Here is a 17,055-nt window from a genome sequence, read left to right as displayed (position 1 = left end):
ATCGTGTTGTCGCTGGTTCGAGCCCAGCAAGAAGCGCCATTTTTTTATTTTTTGTAAAAACTAGTAAAAGAAAAAGGGGAATTTTAATGAAAAAGAAATTAGTAGCAGGATTATTAGGATTATCATTAGCTTCTTTTGGAGCTGAAAGCTTTGAGCTAGGACTTTTATCACCAACACAGCTGAGAGGACCTCAAACAGATGTAAAAGGAGTAAGATTAGGTTTAATATACACTGAAAACCAAAATGTTGAAGGTGTGGATATAAATATAATTGCAAATAAAAAGCAAAATTTCAAAGGTTTATCATTAGGATCGATTTATGATAGAACAGAAAAAAACTTTGAAGGAGCAAAACTAGGATGGTTCTTCTTACCAATAACATTTAATAGTGTTGGTGGAAATATGACTGGAGTTCAGTTTGGACTAATAAATATGGTTGAACAAAATACTAAAGGAGTTCAAATAGGTGGAGCTAACTTTACTGAAACAGGAACAGGACTTCAATTTGGATTCTTTAATAAAGCAGGACAAATAAGAGGGTTACAGTTAGGTCTTGTAAATATGGCTGAAAACTTAGAAGGACTTCAAATCGGTCTTGTAAATATGGCTGATAATAGTGAATTATTTGAGGTGTTACCAATTTTAAACTTTAACTTTAGATTTTAATCTTCTAAATTGACAAAGTTAATATTTTGTGATACACTACTATAGTTATTAAAACGAATATTCCGCTTTAATGGAATATAATATTTAGTATTAAATGAATATTCAGGAGGCTAAAATGAAAGAAAAATTAATTCAATTAGTAGAGCAAAGCTACTTAAGAAACGACATCCCAGAATTCAAAGCTGGAGATACTATTGCAGTTTACTACAAAGTAAAAGAGGGTAACAAAGAAAGAGTTCAGTTATTCGAAGGTGTAGTAATCAGAGTAAACGGTGGAGGAGTAGCAAAGACTTTCACTGTTAGAAAAGTAACTGGAGGAGTAGGAGTAGAGAGAATCATTCCTGTAAACTCACCAATGATCGACAAAATCGATGTTTTAAAGATCGGAAAAGTAAGAAGATCAAAGCTTTACTACTTAAGAGGACTTTCTGGAAAGAAAGCAAGAATCAAAGAGATCAGAAAGTAAGATTTCTAAAGCTAAGGAAGAACAATTCCTTAGCTTTTTTCTTTTTTTTGTGTTAAAATATATATAAATTGACTAGAGGAGTGGGTTTATGAGTAGAGAAAATATAATTTTAAACACGATTTTTTATGTAATTTTATCAGCGTTTTTTATCTATATATTTGTTAAAGAGAAAAAAATAGTAGCTATAATAGATAAAAAAAGAACAAAATTTGAAGATAAACTAGTAGAAAAGTTAAACCTATCAGGAAAAACATCAGAAAAAATTCTAAGAAAAATAATAAAATTAATTGAAAGTTTAGGAAGTGCACTTATATTAGTGTTAATCATACAAAAATTTTATATAGGAAACTTTTTAGTACCAACAGGATCAATGATACCTACAATAGTTCCTAAAGATAGACTTTTCGGAAACATGGTGATATATAATTTTAAAGCGCCAGAGAGAGAGGATATTATAGTATTTAAAGAACCTATTGAAGATAAAGTACTTTATACAAAAAGACTAATGGGTCTTCCTGGAGAAAAAATTCAAATAAAATATGAAAAATTATTTGTAAATGGTCAAAAAATATCAGAAAGACAATATTCTCCATTAGGAGAACTAGCTAATAAAGAATGGATTATACCTAAAAAAGGAGATACGATAACAATAGTCCCAGGTCAAGACTATAATTCTGCTTTTGAAAGAGATAATATAGATGTGGCTAAAGTTCAAAGTTTATTAAAAGAAAATGGAGCATATGTATCACAACTATTACCAGACGTTGAATTTTTAGTAAATGGAGTTCCAACAGGAATGATTTTAGATTTTATTCATGAAGAAGATATTTTAAATGAACTTTTGAAGGGAAATACAGTTACAAGAATTTTAGATGAGGATTATTATTTAGCTTTAGGTGACAATACAAATGGAAGTTATGATTCTAGAATGTGGGGATTTGTAAAAGATAGTAGAATAAAAGGAAAAGCCTTAGTAAGATTTTGGCCTTTAAATAGAATAGGAATTTTAAAATAATTATGATATTAGAAATTAAAAAAGAAAATGAAGGTATTCTGAATGAAATATTTAGAATTGAAAAAGAGGTTTTTACAGAAAGTTTTTATTCTGTTGATACATTAAAAGATATGAGTCAGAAAGAGGAGTATCTAATCTTGGTTTATGGTAAAGATGTAAAAGGATACATGATATTGCATGATTCGTATGATTTATATGAGGTTATGAAAGTTGCAACCAAAAAAGAGTTTAGGAAAATGGGAATTGCAAAAGAATTAATAAATTATTACTTAGATAGATATAATAAAAACTTATTTTTAGAAGTTAGAGAAAGTAATGAAGTGGCAAGACACTTTTATGAAAATATAGGATTTGTAAAAGTTGGAAATAGAAAAAACTATTATCCCAACGGAGAAGCAGCAGTTTTAATGTCGCTAGAAAGAAATTAATATATATTTAGGAGGAAAATTAATAATGAACAGAGAAATTTATTCGAACCCTTTAGCAGAGAGATATAGCTCAAAGGAGATGCTAGAAGTATTCTCACCAAAATTTAAATTCTCTACATGGAGAAAATTATGGTATGTTTTAGCTGAAACTGAAAAAGAGTTAGGTCTTGATATATCTGACGAGCAATTAGCAGAAATGAAAGCTAATATAGAGAATATTGATTACGAGTTAGCAAACGAAATGGAAAAAAAGTTTAGACACGATGTAATGGCTCATGTTCACACGTTTGGAACAGCTGCACCAAAAGCTATGCCAATAATACACTTAGGGGCAACAAGTGCGTATGTAGGAGATAATACAGATTTAATCCAAATAAAAGAAGGATTAAATATAGTAAAGAAAAAACTGATAAATGTAATGGAAGGTTTAGCTAAATTCTCGAATGAGTATAAAGATTTACCAACATTAGGATTTACTCATTTCCAAGCAGCTCAATTGACAACTGTAGGAAAAAGAGCAACTCTTTGGTTACAAAGCTTAATCTTAGATTTAGAAGAGTTAGAATTTAGACAAGATACATTAAGATTTAGAGGGGTTAAAGGAACGACAGGAACTCAAGCATCTTTTGAAGAATTATTTAATGGAGACTTTAAAAAAGTTAAAGAATTAGATGAAAAAGTTGCTGAAAAAATGGGATTCAATAAAAGATTCTTAGTGACTGGACAGACTTATGATAGAAAAATTGATTCTGAAATATCAAATCTTTTAAGTAATATAGCTCAATCAGCACATAAATTTACAAATGACTTAAGATTATTACAACATCTAAAAGAGATTGAAGAGCCGTTTGAAAAGAATCAAATTGGATCATCAGCAATGGCATACAAAAGAAATCCTATGAGAAGTGAAAGAATATCATCGCTAGCTAAATTTGTAATAGCATTACAACAAAGTACTGCAATGACGGCTTCAACTCAATGGTTCGAAAGAACTTTAGACGATTCAGCTAATAAAAGATTAGCTTTACCACAAGCATTCTTAGCAGTTGATGCTATGCTTATCATTTGGAAAAATATATTAGAAGGATTAGTAGTTTATCCAAAGATGATAGAAAAACATATTATGGCAGAGTTACCATTCATGGCTACAGAGTATATAATCATGGAAGGAGTTAAAAAAGGTGGAGATAGACAAGAGCTTCATGAATTAATAAGAGTTCATTCTATGGAAGCTGGAAAACAAGTTAAAGTTGAAGGACTTGAAAATGATCTGATTGAAAGAATTGTAAACGATTCATCATTTGATATTGATAGAGATAAATTGATGGAAATATTAGATCCTAAAAACTTTATAGGTTTTGCATCTGAGCAAGTAATAGACTTCTTAGAAGCTGAAGTTAATCCTATATTAGAAAAAAATAAAGAGTTATTAGGAATGGATACAGACTTAAAGGTATAATTATGAGAGATAAAAGAAGGAGATATTTAACCGCTTTTGTGTTATTAGCCCTTTATTTATCACTGATAGAGACATTGATTCCAAAGCCTTTTCCATGGATGAAGTTAGGCTTAGCTAATATAGCTACAATAATAGCATTAGAGAAGTTTGATAGAAAAATGGCAATAGAGATATTGCTTTTAAGAATATTTATTCAAGGAATGATGTTAGGGACATTGTTTTCACCTAGCTTTATAATAAGTTTAACGTCAGGAGGGGCTAGTACCCTCTTGACCATTTTATTATTTAGGTATAGAGAAAATCTATCTCTGATTGCAATATGTATAAGTGGAGCTTTTATTCATAATTTAACACAGCTGATAGTTGTTTACTTTTTATTTTTTAGAAATATAAGCATCATGAGTAAATCTATTTTTATATTTATATGGGGTTTTTTATTTATGGGATGTATTTCGGGGCTAATAACAGGATATATATGTGAGAGATTACAAATTAGAAGGGAGAGAAGAAAAGGATGAGAAAATATTTTGGAACGGATGGAATAAGAGGAGAAGCTAATAAAGAGCTTACAGTAGAGCTAGCTTTAAAATTAGGGTATGCATTAGGATATACATTGAAAAAACAATATCCAGATAAGAAAAGAATAAGAGTAATTATGGGATCAGATACAAGAAGATCAGGATATATGTTAAGATCAGCTTTGACAGCGGGTTTAAATTCTATGGGAATCAATATTGATTTTGTGGGAGTAATACCAACACCAGGAGTAGCATATTTAACACAAAAGAGTACAGCAAAGGCTGGAATAATGATATCAGCATCGCATAATCCTGCAAGAGATAACGGAATAAAAATTTTCTGGGAAGATGGATATAAACTTCCAGATGAAGTAGAATTAGAGATAGAAGCACTAATGGATAATGTAGAAGAGATAACAAAAGATCCGATAGCCGGAGATGATGTAGGAAGGTTTACATATGCTGAGGATGAATATTATTTATATAGAGATCATGTGATTTCAACAGTTTCTGGAGATTTTTCAGGAATGAAGATTATCTTAGACGCAGCTAACGGATCAGCATATAGAGTAGCTAAAGAGGTATTTTTAGCTTTAGGAGCAGAGATAGTTATTATAAATGATGCACCGAATGGAAAAAATATAAATGTTAAATGTGGATCAACTCATCCAGAAATACTTTCAAAAGTTGTAATGGGATATGAAGCTGACTTAGGGTTAGCCTACGATGGAGATGCAGATAGATTAATTGCAGTTGATAAAAATGGAAACATAATAGATGGGGATAAAATTATAGCTGTATTGGCTTTAGGAATGAAAACAAGAGGAGAGCTAAAAAACAACCAGGTTGTTACAACAGTAATGAGTAACATGGGGTTTGAGAGTTACCTATCAGATAAAGGAATAAACTTAATAAGAGCAAATGTTGGTGACAGATATGTTCTTGAAAAAATGAAGGAATTAGAAGTTAACATAGGTGGAGAACAATCAGGACATATAATTTTATCTGATTTTGGGACTACGGGAGACGGAGTTTTAACATCTGTAAAGTTGGTTGAGGCTATAAGAGATTCTGGAAAATCATTGGATGAGCTGGTGAAAGAGATTGTAGATTGGCCACAATTATTAATTAATGTAAGAGTTGATAATTCTAAGAAAAATTTATGGAATAAAAATGAAACAATAGTAAAATATATAGAGGAAAAAGAGTTGGAGATGGCTGGACTTGGAAGAGTTTTAGTAAGAACATCAGGAACAGAGCCTATAGTAAGGGTAATGGTAGAAGGAAAAGAGATGTCAACAGTTGAAAGGGTAGCAAAAGAGATAGCAACTGTAGTTGAAAAAGAATTAATTTAGGAGAGAAAATGTATTATAAGAATTTTTCAAAAGTTTATGATAAATTTATGCAACATTGTGATTATGATCAATGGGCAGAATTAGTAAAAGAAAAAATAAAGGAATCTGGAGTTGAAGGAAAAAAACTACTTGATTTGGGATGTGGAACTGGAGAGACATTGATTAGATTAAAAAATGATTTTGAATGTTCAGGGCTAGATTTATCTGTAGATATGCTAACTATTGCAAATAAAAAATTAAAAAATAAGGGTGTTCCATTATTCGTAGCAGATATGAGAGAGTTTGATACAGGTGAAAAATACGATATAATAGTGTCTCTTTTTGATACAGTTAATCATTTGACTTCTTTAGACGATTTAGATGATTTAATGAAATCGATTTACAATGCACTAAATCCTGGAGGAATCTATATATTCGATGTTATAAATAGAGAGTTTATGGATAAGATGTTTCCAGGAGGAGTTTATTATGATGATAGAAAAGATATGACAATAATTTGGGAACACTTTAGAGATGAAGAACTTGATATTGTTGAAGCGGTTTATTTTGTAAAAAATAGAGCGGGACATTATGAAAAACTAAAAGAGTTATATGAAAAAAGAATATTTGAAGAGTTCGAAATTAGAAAAAAAATTGAAAAAAATAATTTAAACTTGTTAAGTATTGGTAAAAATGATAGAATAGCTGGGGAGAGATTTTTTTACGTGGTAAAAAAATAATTTAAACTATCTAAGGAGTGAAAAAACATGATTTTTTTTAATAAAGATTTTATGCATTATTTTTCACTATTGGGGTTTTTAGGATTTTTAATAGTAGGGAATATAGGAGCTTTTATATTGATCTACAAACTAATAGAAAAATATTTTTTTAAAAGCACGCTATTATTTATTTTCTTCATTATAATAGGAGTATTTAGTGCATTTTATAACGCTTATAAGCTAATAATGAAAAAATAGGATTGAGTGATATATGGACGAGTTAAAAAGAATAATAAAACGTGGAATTATAGCGTCAGTAGTAATTCTAATATATGGAGTATTATCAAGAAATGAATATGTCTACATTGGCATGTTTGCAGGAGCAGTTCTATCAGTAATCGGGTTTTATATGATATGTCTTGATGCGAAAGCAAGTTTGGCTTCGAACTCTCCATTTAAAGTTGGAGTGGTAGGATATTTAAAAAGATATTTTTTATACGGGATATTTTTAGCACTGGCTACAAAGTTTTACGGATTTCCAATGTTAGTTAGTGGAGTTATTGGGTTACTAAATATCAAATTGAATATTTTAGCAATAACTTTATTTAACAATATAAAAAAGTTTAAATCTAAGTATTTAAAATAAAATATTGAAAGGAGGCGAAACTAATGAGAATAGGACCAATAGAGTTTATTACCCCACCATTGGTAGAAGGACCTGCAATAATGTTTCACATACCATTACCACACTTCTTACATCAAATTCCGTTTGCAATGGAATATGCTGATGGAAAGTTTGGACTACCAGTTACAATAACTGTAATAAGTACATGGTTTGTAATATTAGTGTTAACACTTCTATTTAAAATGGGAACGAAAAAATTAGAGATGATTCCAGGTAGAGCACAAGTTGCAGCCGAGTCAGTTTATGATTTCGTATACGGTATTATTCATCAAATGTTAGGAGGTTGGACATCAAAGTATTTCTCATTCTTAGGAACACTGTTCTTATTTATTTTAGGATGTAATTTACTTATGTTCGCACCAATTCCTTGGGGAGGTTTTAAAGATGGTGTATTTACTTTAGCACCAGCATTTAGAGCTCCTACAGCGGATCTTAACACAACAGTTGGATTAGCATTATTAACTACAGCTACATTCTTAGGAACAAGCATAAAGCTAAATGGAATATTAGGTTATTTCAAGGGACTACTTGAGCCAATGCCATTTATGTTACCTATTAACTTAGTTGGAGAGTTAGCAAAACCAACAAATATTTCTATACGTTTGTTTGGAAATATGTTTGCGGGAATGGTTATAATGGGGCTTATTTATAAGGCAGCACCAATGGTAATACCAGCACCGTTACATCTATATTTTGATATATTTAGTGGAGTAGTACAAAGTTTTGTATTCTTAATGCTAAGTATGGTATATATTCAAGGTTCATTAGGGGATGCAGAGTGTCCCGATGATAAATAAAAACTAACAAGATTAAATTTTAAAATAACTAGGAGGTAAAGATTATGGATTTAATGTTAGCAAAAACTATAGTATTAGCAGCATCTGCAGTAGGAGCAGGATGTGGAATGATCGCAGGTATAGGACCAGGAGTTGGACAAGGATACGCAGCTGGTAAAGCAGTTGAGGCAGTAGCTAGACAACCAGAAGCAAAAGGAGATATCATCTCTACAATGGTATTAGGACAAGCAGTATCTGAGTCAACAGGTATCTACTCACTAGTAATCGCACTTATCTTATTATACGCTAACCCATTCGTAGGAATGTTAGGGTAATTTTAAAAAAATACATCAAATACTTTTAGGAAGGAGGTAGAAGACTTGGCACCAACAAATATGCCTGCAGTATCGATAGATATTAACATGTTTTGGCAAATAATTAACTTCTTCATTTTAGTGTTTATATTTAATAAATACTTTAAAGCTCCATTAATGAAATTAATGGATACAAGAAAAGAGAAGATTGCAGCTGAGTTCTCAGAAGCTCAAAAGAACAATGAGGAAGCTGTATTGAAAAATAAAGAGGCTCAAAAGATCTTAAAAGATGCTAAAGATGAAGCTACAAAAATACTTCAATTAGCAGAGAAAAAAGCTGATGAGAGAAAAGATGGAATTTTATCAGAAGCAACAGCTCAAAGAGATAAAATGCTTAAATCAGCAGAGCTTGAAATTCAAAAGATGAAACATGCAGCTAAGAAAGAGCTAGAGGTTGAAATGAGCCAACTAGCTGTAACATTAGCTGAGAAGATAATCAAAGAGAATTTAAACTCTAATTTAGAAGCTGCCCTAGCTGACAAATTTATAGATGAGGTAGGGGGAGTAAAATGATAGGAAACCAAATTGGTAAAAGATATGCTGAAGCAATATATGATGTTGCTGTGCAAAAAAATGAGGTTAAATCAGTATATGAAGTTTTAAATTCTGTAATGGAGTTATATAAAACTGATGTTGATTTTAGAAATTTCATAACTCATCCTCTAATTAAAGAGAATGAAAAGAAAGAAACTTTAAAGAAAATTTTCTCAGATTCTAATGACGGATTAGAAATTCTTTTCTATATTTTAGAAAAAGGAAGAATATCACAAATTAGAGAGATTGTAGCAGAGTATGTTAAGTTAGATTATGCAAAGAATCAAATTCTAGATGTAGAAGCTACATTTGCTGCTTCATTAACTGAAGAGCAAAAAGAGAAACTTTCTAAAAATCTTGAAAAGAAAACAGGTAAAAAGATAAAGCTAGTAGTTAATGTAGATAAGTCTCTGATTGGTGGAGGAATTATCAGAATAGGTGACGAAGTAATCGACGGAAGTATCCGTAGACAGCTAGAAACTCTAACACAAAAATAAAACTACTTGTAAAATTAGGAGGTGTAATCAGTTGAAAATCAGACCAGAAGAAGTAAGCAATATAATAAAAACTGAGATCGAGAATTACAAAAAGAGTCTTGATGTCAAAACTTCAGGTTCTGTATTAGAAGTAGGAGACGGTATCGCGAGAATCTACGGATTAAGCAGTGCAAAAGCAGGTGAGCTTTTAGAGTTTCCTAACGGAATAACAGGAATGGTTCTAAACCTAGAAGAGGATAACGTTGGAGCGGTTATACTAGGGGACTATACAAAGATTAAAGAGGGAGACGAGGTTAAAGCTACAGGTAGAATTGCCTCTGTACCAGCTGGAGAATCTTTATTAGGAAGAGTAGTTAATGCTCTTGGAGAGCCAATTGATGGAAAAGGTGAATTAAAAGTTGAGAAATACATGGAGATTGAAAGAAAAGCTTCAGGTATCATCTCAAGAAAGCCAGTATCTGAGCCATTACAAACAGGAATCAAGTCAATCGACGGAATGGTACCTATCGGTAGAGGACAAAGAGAGCTTATTATCGGAGATAGACAAACTGGTAAAACAGCAGTAGCTATTGATGCGATATTAAATCAAAAGAATACAGGAGTAAAATGTATCTACGTTGCAATTGGTCAAAAAAGATCAACTGTTGCACAGATCGTTAAGAGATTAGAAGACGCAGGAGCTATGGAATATACTATAGTTGTTGCTGCAACTGCTTCTGAATCAGCTCCATTACAATACTTAGCACCATACTCAGGAGTAGCTATGGGAGAGTACTTCATGGATAAAGGTGAAGCTGTATTAATAGTTTATGATGATCTTTCTAAGCATGCGGTAGCATACAGAGAAATGTCTCTATTATTAAAAAGACCACCTGGAAGAGAAGCTTACCCAGGAGACGTTTTCTACCTTCACTCAAGATTACTTGAAAGAGCAGCTAAGTTATCAGATGAATTAGGTGGAGGATCAATTACTGCACTACCAATCATCGAAACTCAAGCAGGAGACGTATCGGCATATATTCCAACAAACGTTATCTCGATAACTGATGGACAAATATTCCTAGATGCTCAATTATTCAACTCAGGATTCAGACCAGCTATAAACGCAGGTATATCTGTATCAAGAGTTGGAGGATCAGCTCAAATAAAAGCTATGAAACAAGTTGCTGCAAAAGTTAAGTTAGAATTAGCTCAATACACTGAGTTATTAACATTCGCACAATTTGGATCAGATTTAGATAAAGCTACAAAAGCTCAATTAGAAAGAGGACATAGAATTATGGAAGTTTTAAAACAACCACAATACAGTCCTTATCCAGTTGAAGAGCAAGTTGTATCATTCTATACAGTAATCAATGGATTCTTAGATGAGATTGCTATTGCTGATGTAAGAAGATTTGAAAGAGAATTAATTACAGAAATTAGAAATACAACTACTATATTAGATGAAATTTTAGAAAAGAAGAGCTTAAGTAAAGAGCTTGAAGCTAAAATTGCTGATGCTGTTGTAGCATTCAAAAAGAACTTTAATTAAAGAGAGGTGGGAGCATGGCTGGAACTAGAGAGATAAAAAATAGAATAAAAAGTGTTCAGTCTACTCACCAAATTACAAAGGCCATGGAAATTGTTTCAACTACAAAGTTTAAGAAATTTTCAACAATAGTAGCTCAATCGAAACCATATTCAGAAAGTATCGCTAATATTTTACAAAATATAGCAGCTGGTGTTAAAAGTGAAAGACACCCACTTTTTGATGGTAGAGAAGATGTAAAGAAAGTTGGAGTTATTGTTATGTCATCAGATAGAGGACTAGCAGGAAGCTTCAACAGTAATACATTAAAAGCTTTAGAAAAGTTAATTTCTGAAAATAGTGGAAAAGAGGTCTCTGTAATTGCAGTTGGAAAAAAAGCTAAAGAATACTGTGCAAAAAGAAATTACGATGTTAAAGCTGAATATATCCAATTAATCCCTGAAACTATGTATGACAAAGCGAAAGAGATTAGTGAAAATATTGTAGAGTATTACTATAACAACATTTTTGATGAAGTTTATGTAATATACAATAAATTCGTATCAGCTTTAGTAAGTGATTTAACAGTAAGAAAAATAATTCCTATAGAAAGAGCTGAAGGAAGCGAGAATAAGGCTTATATATTTGAGCCATCTCCAGAAGAGATTTTATCATCTCTACTACCTAAGTATTTAAATATAGAATTATATAAAGCTTTATTAGACAATACTGCTAGTGAGCATTCTGCAAGAAAAAATGCAATGAAAAGTGCAACGGATAACGCTGAAGATATGATAAAGGGATTAACTTTAGAATACAATAGAAGAAGACAAGCTTCGATAACTCAAGAGATATCTGAGATTGTTGGAGGAGCAGCAGCGTTAAATTAAGAATAATGAGGAGGCAATAGTGGAAAACAAAGGTACCCTTACCCAAATAATAGGTCCTGTTGTAGACGTTATGTTCAATGATAGATTGCCTGAGATTTACAACGCTTTAAAAGTTAAAGGTGAAGATGGAAAAGAGTTAGTTCTTGAAGTACAGCAACATCTTGGAAACAACGTTGTAAGAACAGTAGCAATGGACGCTACTGAGGGTCTACAAAGAGGAATGGAAGTAATAGATACAGGAGCAGCTATAACAGTTCCAGTAGGAAAGGCTGTTTTAGGAAGAATCCTAAACGTTTTAGGAGAACCAGTTGATGAAGCTGGTCCAGTAACAACAGAGGAGCATTTACCTATACATAGAGAAGCTCCAAACTTTGATGAGCAAGGAACAGAAGTAGAAATATTCGAAACTGGTATTAAGGTAATTGACCTTCTTGCACCATACATCAAAGGTGGAAAAATAGGTCTGTTTGGAGGAGCTGGAGTAGGAAAGACAGTTCTAATAATGGAGCTTATCAACAACATCGCTAAAGGACATGGAGGATTATCTGTATTCGCGGGTGTTGGAGAAAGAACAAGAGAAGGAAGAGACTTATATGATGAGATGAGAGAGTCAGGAGTTATTGACAAAACATCTCTAGTATATGGACAGATGAATGAGCCGCCTGGAGCAAGATTAAGAGTTGCTCTTACTGGACTAACAGTAGCGGAAAACTTCAGAGATAAAGAAGGACAAGACGTTCTTCTATTCATAGATAACATATTCAGATTTACTCAAGCCGGAGCAGAGGTTTCTGCCCTATTAGGAAGAATACCTTCAGCGGTTGGATACCAACCAACACTTGCTTCAGAAATGGGTAAATTACAAGAGAGAATTACATCTACTAAGTCAGGATCAATAACATCAGTTCAAGCTGTATACGTACCAGCGGATGACCTTACTGACCCTGCTCCAGCGACAACGTTCGCACATTTAGATGCTACAACAGTTCTTTCAAGAAGAATTGCATCTCTAGGAATATATCCTGCAGTTGACCCTCTAGATTCAACTTCAAAAGCTTTAGATCCAGCTATCGTTGGAAATGAGCACTATGCAGTTGCTAGACAAGTTCAAGAAATACTGCAAAGATATAAAGAACTTCAAGATATTATTGCTATCCTAGGAATGGATGAGTTATCTGATGAAGATAAGCAAACAGTTTCTAGAGCAAGAAAAATCGAGAGATTCTTCTCACAACCATTCGCAGTTGCTGAGCAATTTACAGGAATGGAAGGAAAATATGTTCCAGTAAAAGAGACAATAAGAGCTTTCAAAGAGATAATCGAAGGTAAGCACGATGCTCTTCCAGAACAAGCATTCCTTTATGTTGGAACAATTGAGGAGGCAATAGCTAAGGGAAGAGACCTTATGAAGGGAGCTGAGTAATTATGGCAAACTCATTTAAGCTAGAGCTAGTAACTCCATTAAATAAAGTTTTATCTGAAGAGGTAAACTTTGTAATGCTAAGAACTACAGAAGGGGATATGGGTATATTACCTAATCACTCACCTTTTGTTGCTGGTGTAGCAACTGGAGAAATGAAAGTTAGAAACAATGGGCAAGAGAAGTTTTACTATGTATCAGGAGGATTTGTAGAAATCTCTAATAACGTAGTAACTATTTTAGCGGATGAAGCTATGGACGTTAAGGATATAGATTTAGAAGCTGCTAGAAAAGAAGCTCAAATTGCTAAGGAAAAATTAGAAAAGTCTGCTGAGGATATGGATATTGCAAATGTGCAAAAAGCATTAACTCAAGCGTTAACTAAAGTAAAATTAGCAGAAAGAATGTTATAACTAAAATTAAAAACCGATTAGAAATTCTAATCGGTTTTTCTTATATTTATTTTAAAATTAAAAATATTATTTTCAATAGTCAGATTAAAATCAATTTCATGTAATTGAAGGATTTTCTTAACTAAAGAAAGACCTAAACCACTTCCATCAATATTTTCATTTAAAGCATTTTCCCCTCTATGAAAAGGTTCAAATAAATCATTTATATCAATGTTTTTATTTGATAAGATAGTATTTTCAAAAATGATAGAATTATTAGTAAAGTTTATAAGGACTTCACTATTTTCAGGAGAGTACTTCAACATATTTTGAATTAAATTATTCACTGCGATTTTCAAAAGGTTTAAATCTCCAGATATAAATAAATCTGAGATATTTGTATTGATATCAATATTTTTTTCGAATTCCAAATAGTCAAATTGTTCTAAAGCATTTTTGATTAAAGTTTTTAAATTTATTTTTTCTTTAATCAATTTATAATCAGGTGAGTTTATTTTGGATAAAGTTAATAAGCTTTCTGTTAAAGCTCTCATTTCTAAAGATTTATCAAGCATAGTTTTGTAATATTCTTTCTTTTTATTATCAGGAACATTTCCTCTAGAAAGTGCCTGTGAATATAGACAGAGAACTGAAATAGGTGTTTTAAGTTCGTGAGAAGCATTTGAAACAAAAAGTTTTAAATTTTCAATAGATATAGATAACTCTTTTGACATCTCATTTAAACTAGAACTTAACTCTTCTAGTTCATCTCCACTATTTAGAGCTATATTTTTAGGATACTCTAATTTGGCTATTTTTTCAGCACTATTTTTTAAATATGTAATATTTCTATTAATTTTTTTAGAGAAAATAGAAACCAATATACTACTCATAATAAGTGAAAATAAAGATGTGAATATGTTGAAGATAAAGATATCATGAATATGTTCAGCCATAACAGCCATTGAGCTTCGAATACTTAGAAGATAGCGGTTTTCTAAACGCTCATAGTATCGAATAAACATTACACCAGAAGTTCCATCAACCTCTCTAATTTTAAAAGTAGATTCATTAGTTTTCAAAGAGTTATAAATTTTTTTATTACCACTCATATGTGAACGGTTATTTTGTGGAATAATATTTAAATCAATTTTAACTCCGAAACTATCTTCCGCAAAATAGATGTAATTTTCTAATTTGTCTTTATCATTAATAACATTAACTAAACTATTTCTAATTTCAACGATGTTTTGTTTTTTTCTGTAGATATAAAATTTATCTAAGAAAAGAGAATTAAATATAAAACTGGTTATAATTGTTAAAAAAACTACCCCTATAGTCAATAGGAATAGTTTTTTAAAGAAGTTTAGTTTTATTGGAAAATTAATCTGTTTTAAAGACATAACCGACACCCCTTACACTTTTAATATAGAAATCATAGTCTCCAAGTTTTTTTCTTAACCTTTTAATTATAGTATCTACAGCTCTTTCATCACCAAAGAATTCAAATCCCCAAACTTCATTTAGAAGTGTTTCACGGGAGAAGATAATATTTTGATTTCTGAAGAAAAACTCAAGTAGTTGAGCTTCTCTTCTTGGAAGAGTATTTGTTTCTTCAGGTGTTGTGAGTACAAATGTATTGTAATCAAATGTTATATCTCCAATTTTAAAAAATGTATCATTATTTAATTTAAAGATTTTTTTTAGTTTGATAATAAGGAGCTTAGGAGTAAAGGGCTTGGTGATATAATCATCAGCCCCTAACTCAAGTCCTTTTATCTCATCAAATTCATTATCTCTAGCAGTTACCATAATAATAGGAGTTTGAGATAGAGATTTAATCTGCTTACAAATTTCCCATCCATTAAGGCCAGGAAGATTTATATCGAGTAAAATCAAATCAGGCTTTTCTTCATAAAATGAATCGATAGCCAAATCACCTCTATTAACAATTACAGTTCTGAATCCCTCTGCTTCTAAAGCATCAGAAATTATATTAGCTAGAGATTTTTCATCTTCAACAATAAGAACTTTCTTCATAGTGTTATACCTTATCCGTTTTTCTTTTCAAAAATAACATCTATTGAAGTTCCTTCAAATCCGAAAGATTCTCTCAGTTTATTTTCAATATATCTACCGTAAGAGAAGTGAACAAGCTCTGGATAGTTACAGAATAGAACAAATCTAGGTGGTGCAGTAGAGATTTGAGTAGCATAGTTAATCTTAACAACTCTTCCTTTTCTTGTAGGAGGATTATTCATTATAATAGCATCACTGATAACAGTGTTTAATAATCCAGTAGAGATTCTCTTATTGTACTCAGCGAATACAGCTTCAGAGTGCTCTAATATTTTAGTAGTTCTTTGTCCAGTTAAAGCTGAAATGAACTCTACAGGTGCATAAGATAGGAATGGTAATTCTGCAAGAAGCTCCTCTCTCATTTTTTTCATAGTGTCACCTTTTTTATTTTCGATAGTATCCCACTTATTCATAACAATGATAATAGGCTTTTTCTCTTCATAAGCAATCCCAGCGATTCTCTTATCTTGTTCTGTTAATCCTTCGCTTCCATCAAGCATCCAGATACAAACATCTGCTCTTTTTATTGTTTTGATCGCTCTTAAAACAGAGTAGTACTCTAAGCTTTCTTCAACTTTTGATTTTCTTCTGATACCAGCAGTATCGATAAGAACATATTTATTTCCATCAAATTCGATAGCAGTATCTATAGCATCTCTAGTAGTACCAGCGATATCACTAACGATAGTTCTTTCCTCTCCACAAAGTCTATTAACAAGAGATGATTTACCAGCATTTGGTCTTCCAATGATAGCTAATTTTAGTCCCTCTTCTTCTTCGAACTCTTCAACATGCTCATCAATTATATTTACAACTAAATCTAGCATATCTCCTAAGTTAACTTTATGTTCTCCAGAGATAGGGATAAGGTGTTCAAATCCAAGTCCCCAGAAATCATAAATATCATCTTGTTGTGCTTGGAAGTTATCTATCTTATTTACACATAAAACAACTGGTTTTTTCTTTTTTCTTAATAGGTAAGAGATTTCTTCATCTAAAGGATTTAATCCATTTTTCCCATCAACAACGAATAAAATAACGTCAGCTTCGTTCATAGCCACTTCAGCTTGTTGTTTTATTTTAGTCATCATAAAGTCATTATTTCTAGGCTCAAGTCCTCCAGTATCAACTAGAACGAACTCTTTTCCAGCCCACTCAGTCTCTCTATATAATCTGTCTCTTGTAACTCCTGGTTGGTCATCAACGATAGCAACTCTATCCCCAACCAATTTATTAAATAGTGTTGATTTTCCAACATTTGGTCTTCCCACGATTGCAACAATTGGTTTCAATT

21 protein-coding genes are annotated in these 17,055 nt (G+C 31.7%); 18 read left to right on the top strand and 3 right to left on the bottom strand.

Features of this window, described 5'->3' with window-relative positions:
* Window positions 1-86: 86 nt before the first annotated feature.
* From L988_RS01225 to L988_RS01140, 18 genes are all read left to right on the top strand, one after another.
* On the top strand, window positions 87-665 hold the full coding sequence (locus L988_RS01225) for an LA_2272 family surface repeat-containing protein (RefSeq protein ID WP_052191623.1): 579 nt from the start codon (window positions 87-89) through the stop codon (window positions 663-665).
* Between the two features lie 115 nt (window positions 666-780).
* On the top strand, window positions 781-1,131 hold the full coding sequence (gene rplS / locus L988_RS01220) for a 50S ribosomal protein L19 (RefSeq protein WP_047380723.1): 351 nt from the start codon (window positions 781-783) through the stop codon (window positions 1,129-1,131).
* Window positions 1,132-1,219: 88 nt separating this feature from the next.
* Window positions 1,220-2,146 carry a signal peptidase I gene (gene lepB / locus L988_RS01215; RefSeq protein ID WP_047380721.1) on the top strand — a complete coding sequence of 309 codons (927 nt, stop codon included), beginning with the start codon at window positions 1,220-1,222 and terminating at the stop codon, window positions 2,144-2,146.
* 2 nt (window positions 2,147-2,148) lie between these two features.
* Entirely contained in the window at window positions 2,149-2,574 is a 426-nt protein-coding gene (gene rimI / locus L988_RS01210; RefSeq protein WP_047380719.1) for a ribosomal protein S18-alanine N-acetyltransferase, read from the top strand.
* A gap of 25 nt (window positions 2,575-2,599) precedes the next feature.
* Complete coding sequence (gene purB / locus L988_RS01205) at window positions 2,600-4,033, top strand: adenylosuccinate lyase (protein WP_047380717.1); 1,434 nt, start codon at window positions 2,600-2,602, stop codon at window positions 4,031-4,033.
* Window positions 4,030-4,551, top strand: coding sequence for a Gx transporter family protein (locus tag L988_RS01200; protein WP_197053927.1), 522 nt, complete (start codon window positions 4,030-4,032; stop codon window positions 4,549-4,551). The genes purB and L988_RS01200 overlap by 4 nt, the downstream gene beginning before the upstream one ends.
* Window positions 4,548-5,906: a phosphoglucosamine mutase gene (gene glmM / locus L988_RS01195; RefSeq protein WP_047380713.1), complete on the top strand. Its 1,359-nt coding sequence runs from the start codon at window positions 4,548-4,550 to the stop codon at window positions 5,904-5,906. The genes L988_RS01200 and glmM overlap by 4 nt, the downstream gene beginning before the upstream one ends.
* 8 nt (window positions 5,907-5,914) lie before the next feature.
* Window positions 5,915-6,625, top strand: coding sequence for a class I SAM-dependent methyltransferase (locus L988_RS01190; protein ID WP_047380711.1), 711 nt, complete (start codon window positions 5,915-5,917; stop codon window positions 6,623-6,625).
* A 27-nt stretch (window positions 6,626-6,652) separates the two neighbouring features.
* On the top strand, window positions 6,653-6,862 hold the full coding sequence (locus tag L988_RS01185; protein ID WP_047380709.1) for an AtpZ/AtpI family protein: 210 nt from the start codon (window positions 6,653-6,655) through the stop codon (window positions 6,860-6,862).
* Window positions 6,863-6,875: 13 nt separating this feature from the next.
* On the top strand, window positions 6,876-7,250 hold the full coding sequence (locus L988_RS01180) for an ATP synthase subunit I (RefSeq protein WP_047380707.1): 375 nt from the start codon (window positions 6,876-6,878) through the stop codon (window positions 7,248-7,250).
* Between the two features lie 23 nt (window positions 7,251-7,273).
* Window positions 7,274-8,086, top strand: coding sequence for a F0F1 ATP synthase subunit A (gene atpB / locus L988_RS01175; protein WP_047380704.1), 813 nt, complete (start codon window positions 7,274-7,276; stop codon window positions 8,084-8,086).
* Between the two features lie 44 nt (window positions 8,087-8,130).
* On the top strand, window positions 8,131-8,400 hold the full coding sequence (gene atpE, locus L988_RS01170; protein WP_040407557.1) for an ATP synthase F0 subunit C: 270 nt from the start codon (window positions 8,131-8,133) through the stop codon (window positions 8,398-8,400).
* Window positions 8,401-8,445: 45 nt separating this feature from the next.
* On the top strand, window positions 8,446-8,952 hold the full coding sequence (gene atpF, locus L988_RS01165; RefSeq protein ID WP_052191622.1) for a F0F1 ATP synthase subunit B: 507 nt from the start codon (window positions 8,446-8,448) through the stop codon (window positions 8,950-8,952).
* Window positions 8,949-9,470, top strand: a complete 522-nt coding sequence (atpH, locus tag L988_RS01160) for an ATP synthase F1 subunit delta (RefSeq protein WP_047380702.1) — start codon at window positions 8,949-8,951, stop codon at window positions 9,468-9,470. Before atpF ends, atpH begins: the two co-directional genes overlap by 4 nt.
* Before the next feature lie 31 nt (window positions 9,471-9,501).
* A complete protein-coding gene (gene atpA / locus L988_RS01155) occupies window positions 9,502-11,004 on the top strand; it encodes a F0F1 ATP synthase subunit alpha (RefSeq protein ID WP_047380700.1) in 1,503 nt (500 codons plus the stop codon).
* A gap of 14 nt (window positions 11,005-11,018) precedes the next feature.
* Window positions 11,019-11,870 (top strand): ATP synthase F1 subunit gamma, encoded by an 852-nt coding sequence (atpG, locus tag L988_RS01150; RefSeq protein ID WP_047380699.1) that lies wholly within the window; start codon window positions 11,019-11,021, stop codon window positions 11,868-11,870.
* A gap of 19 nt (window positions 11,871-11,889) precedes the next feature.
* The gene (gene atpD / locus L988_RS01145) at window positions 11,890-13,293 is read left to right on the top strand and encodes a F0F1 ATP synthase subunit beta (protein WP_047380697.1); all 1,404 of its coding nucleotides are present in this window, start codon (window positions 11,890-11,892) and stop codon (window positions 13,291-13,293) included.
* Window positions 13,294-13,295: 2 nt separating this feature from the next.
* Window positions 13,296-13,703, top strand: a complete 408-nt coding sequence (locus L988_RS01140; protein WP_047380694.1) for a F0F1 ATP synthase subunit epsilon — start codon at window positions 13,296-13,298, stop codon at window positions 13,701-13,703.
* A gap of 26 nt (window positions 13,704-13,729) precedes the next feature.
* Here L988_RS01140 and L988_RS01135 read toward each other — a convergent pair whose 3' ends face one another.
* Genes L988_RS01135 through der form a run of 3 tightly spaced genes read right to left on the bottom strand, consistent with a single transcriptional unit; the run spans window position 13,730 to window position 17,053 of the window.
* Complete coding sequence (locus L988_RS01135; RefSeq protein WP_047380692.1) at window positions 13,730-15,085, bottom strand: cell wall metabolism sensor histidine kinase WalK; 1,356 nt, start codon at window positions 15,083-15,085, stop codon at window positions 13,730-13,732.
* Window positions 15,066-15,722 (bottom strand): response regulator transcription factor, encoded by a 657-nt coding sequence (locus tag L988_RS01130; protein ID WP_047380690.1) that lies wholly within the window; start codon window positions 15,720-15,722, stop codon window positions 15,066-15,068. Before L988_RS01130 ends, L988_RS01135 begins: the two co-directional genes overlap by 20 nt.
* A gap of 11 nt (window positions 15,723-15,733) precedes the next feature.
* Window positions 15,734-17,053 carry a ribosome biogenesis GTPase Der gene (gene der / locus L988_RS01125; protein WP_047380687.1) on the bottom strand — a complete coding sequence of 440 codons (1,320 nt, stop codon included), beginning with the start codon at window positions 17,051-17,053 and terminating at the stop codon, window positions 15,734-15,736.
* Window positions 17,054-17,055: the final 2 nt, after the last annotated feature.

It is taken from the genome of Cetobacterium sp. ZWU0022, assembly GCF_000800875.1.
Taxonomy (GTDB): domain Bacteria; phylum Fusobacteriota; class Fusobacteriia; order Fusobacteriales; family Fusobacteriaceae; genus Cetobacterium_A.
This window is presented reverse-complemented; position numbering and strand designations above follow the sequence as displayed.

What these genes read in the sequence shown, in the direction of transcription:
- L988_RS01225 (WP_052191623.1), top strand. Translation starts at nt 87, where the DNA reads ATGAAAAAGAAATTAGTAGCAGGATTATTAGGATTATCATTAGCTTCT.
- rplS (WP_047380723.1), top strand. Translation starts at nt 781, where the DNA reads ATGAAAGAAAAATTAATTCAATTAGTAGAGCAAAGCTACTTAAGAAAC.
- lepB (WP_047380721.1), top strand. Translation starts at nt 1,220, where the DNA reads ATGAGTAGAGAAAATATAATTTTAAACACGATTTTTTATGTAATTTTA.
- rimI (WP_047380719.1), top strand. Translation starts at nt 2,149, where the DNA reads ATGATATTAGAAATTAAAAAAGAAAATGAAGGTATTCTGAATGAAATA.
- purB (WP_047380717.1), top strand. Translation starts at nt 2,600, where the DNA reads ATGAACAGAGAAATTTATTCGAACCCTTTAGCAGAGAGATATAGCTCA.
- glmM (WP_047380713.1), top strand. Translation starts at nt 4,548, where the DNA reads ATGAGAAAATATTTTGGAACGGATGGAATAAGAGGAGAAGCTAATAAA.
- L988_RS01190 (WP_047380711.1), top strand. Translation starts at nt 5,915, where the DNA reads ATGTATTATAAGAATTTTTCAAAAGTTTATGATAAATTTATGCAACAT.
- L988_RS01185 (WP_047380709.1), top strand. Translation starts at nt 6,653, where the DNA reads ATGATTTTTTTTAATAAAGATTTTATGCATTATTTTTCACTATTGGGG.
- L988_RS01180 (WP_047380707.1), top strand. Translation starts at nt 6,876, where the DNA reads ATGGACGAGTTAAAAAGAATAATAAAACGTGGAATTATAGCGTCAGTA.
- atpB (WP_047380704.1), top strand. Translation starts at nt 7,274, where the DNA reads ATGAGAATAGGACCAATAGAGTTTATTACCCCACCATTGGTAGAAGGA.
- atpE (WP_040407557.1), top strand. Translation starts at nt 8,131, where the DNA reads ATGGATTTAATGTTAGCAAAAACTATAGTATTAGCAGCATCTGCAGTA.
- atpH (WP_047380702.1), top strand. Translation starts at nt 8,949, where the DNA reads ATGATAGGAAACCAAATTGGTAAAAGATATGCTGAAGCAATATATGAT.
- atpG (WP_047380699.1), top strand. Translation starts at nt 11,019, where the DNA reads ATGGCTGGAACTAGAGAGATAAAAAATAGAATAAAAAGTGTTCAGTCT.
- L988_RS01140 (WP_047380694.1), top strand. Translation starts at nt 13,296, where the DNA reads ATGGCAAACTCATTTAAGCTAGAGCTAGTAACTCCATTAAATAAAGTT.
- L988_RS01135 (WP_047380692.1), bottom strand. Translation starts at nt 15,085, where the DNA reads ATGTCTTTAAAACAGATTAATTTTCCAATAAAACTAAACTTCTTTAAA.
- L988_RS01130 (WP_047380690.1), bottom strand. Translation starts at nt 15,722, where the DNA reads ATGAAGAAAGTTCTTATTGTTGAAGATGAAAAATCTCTAGCTAATATA.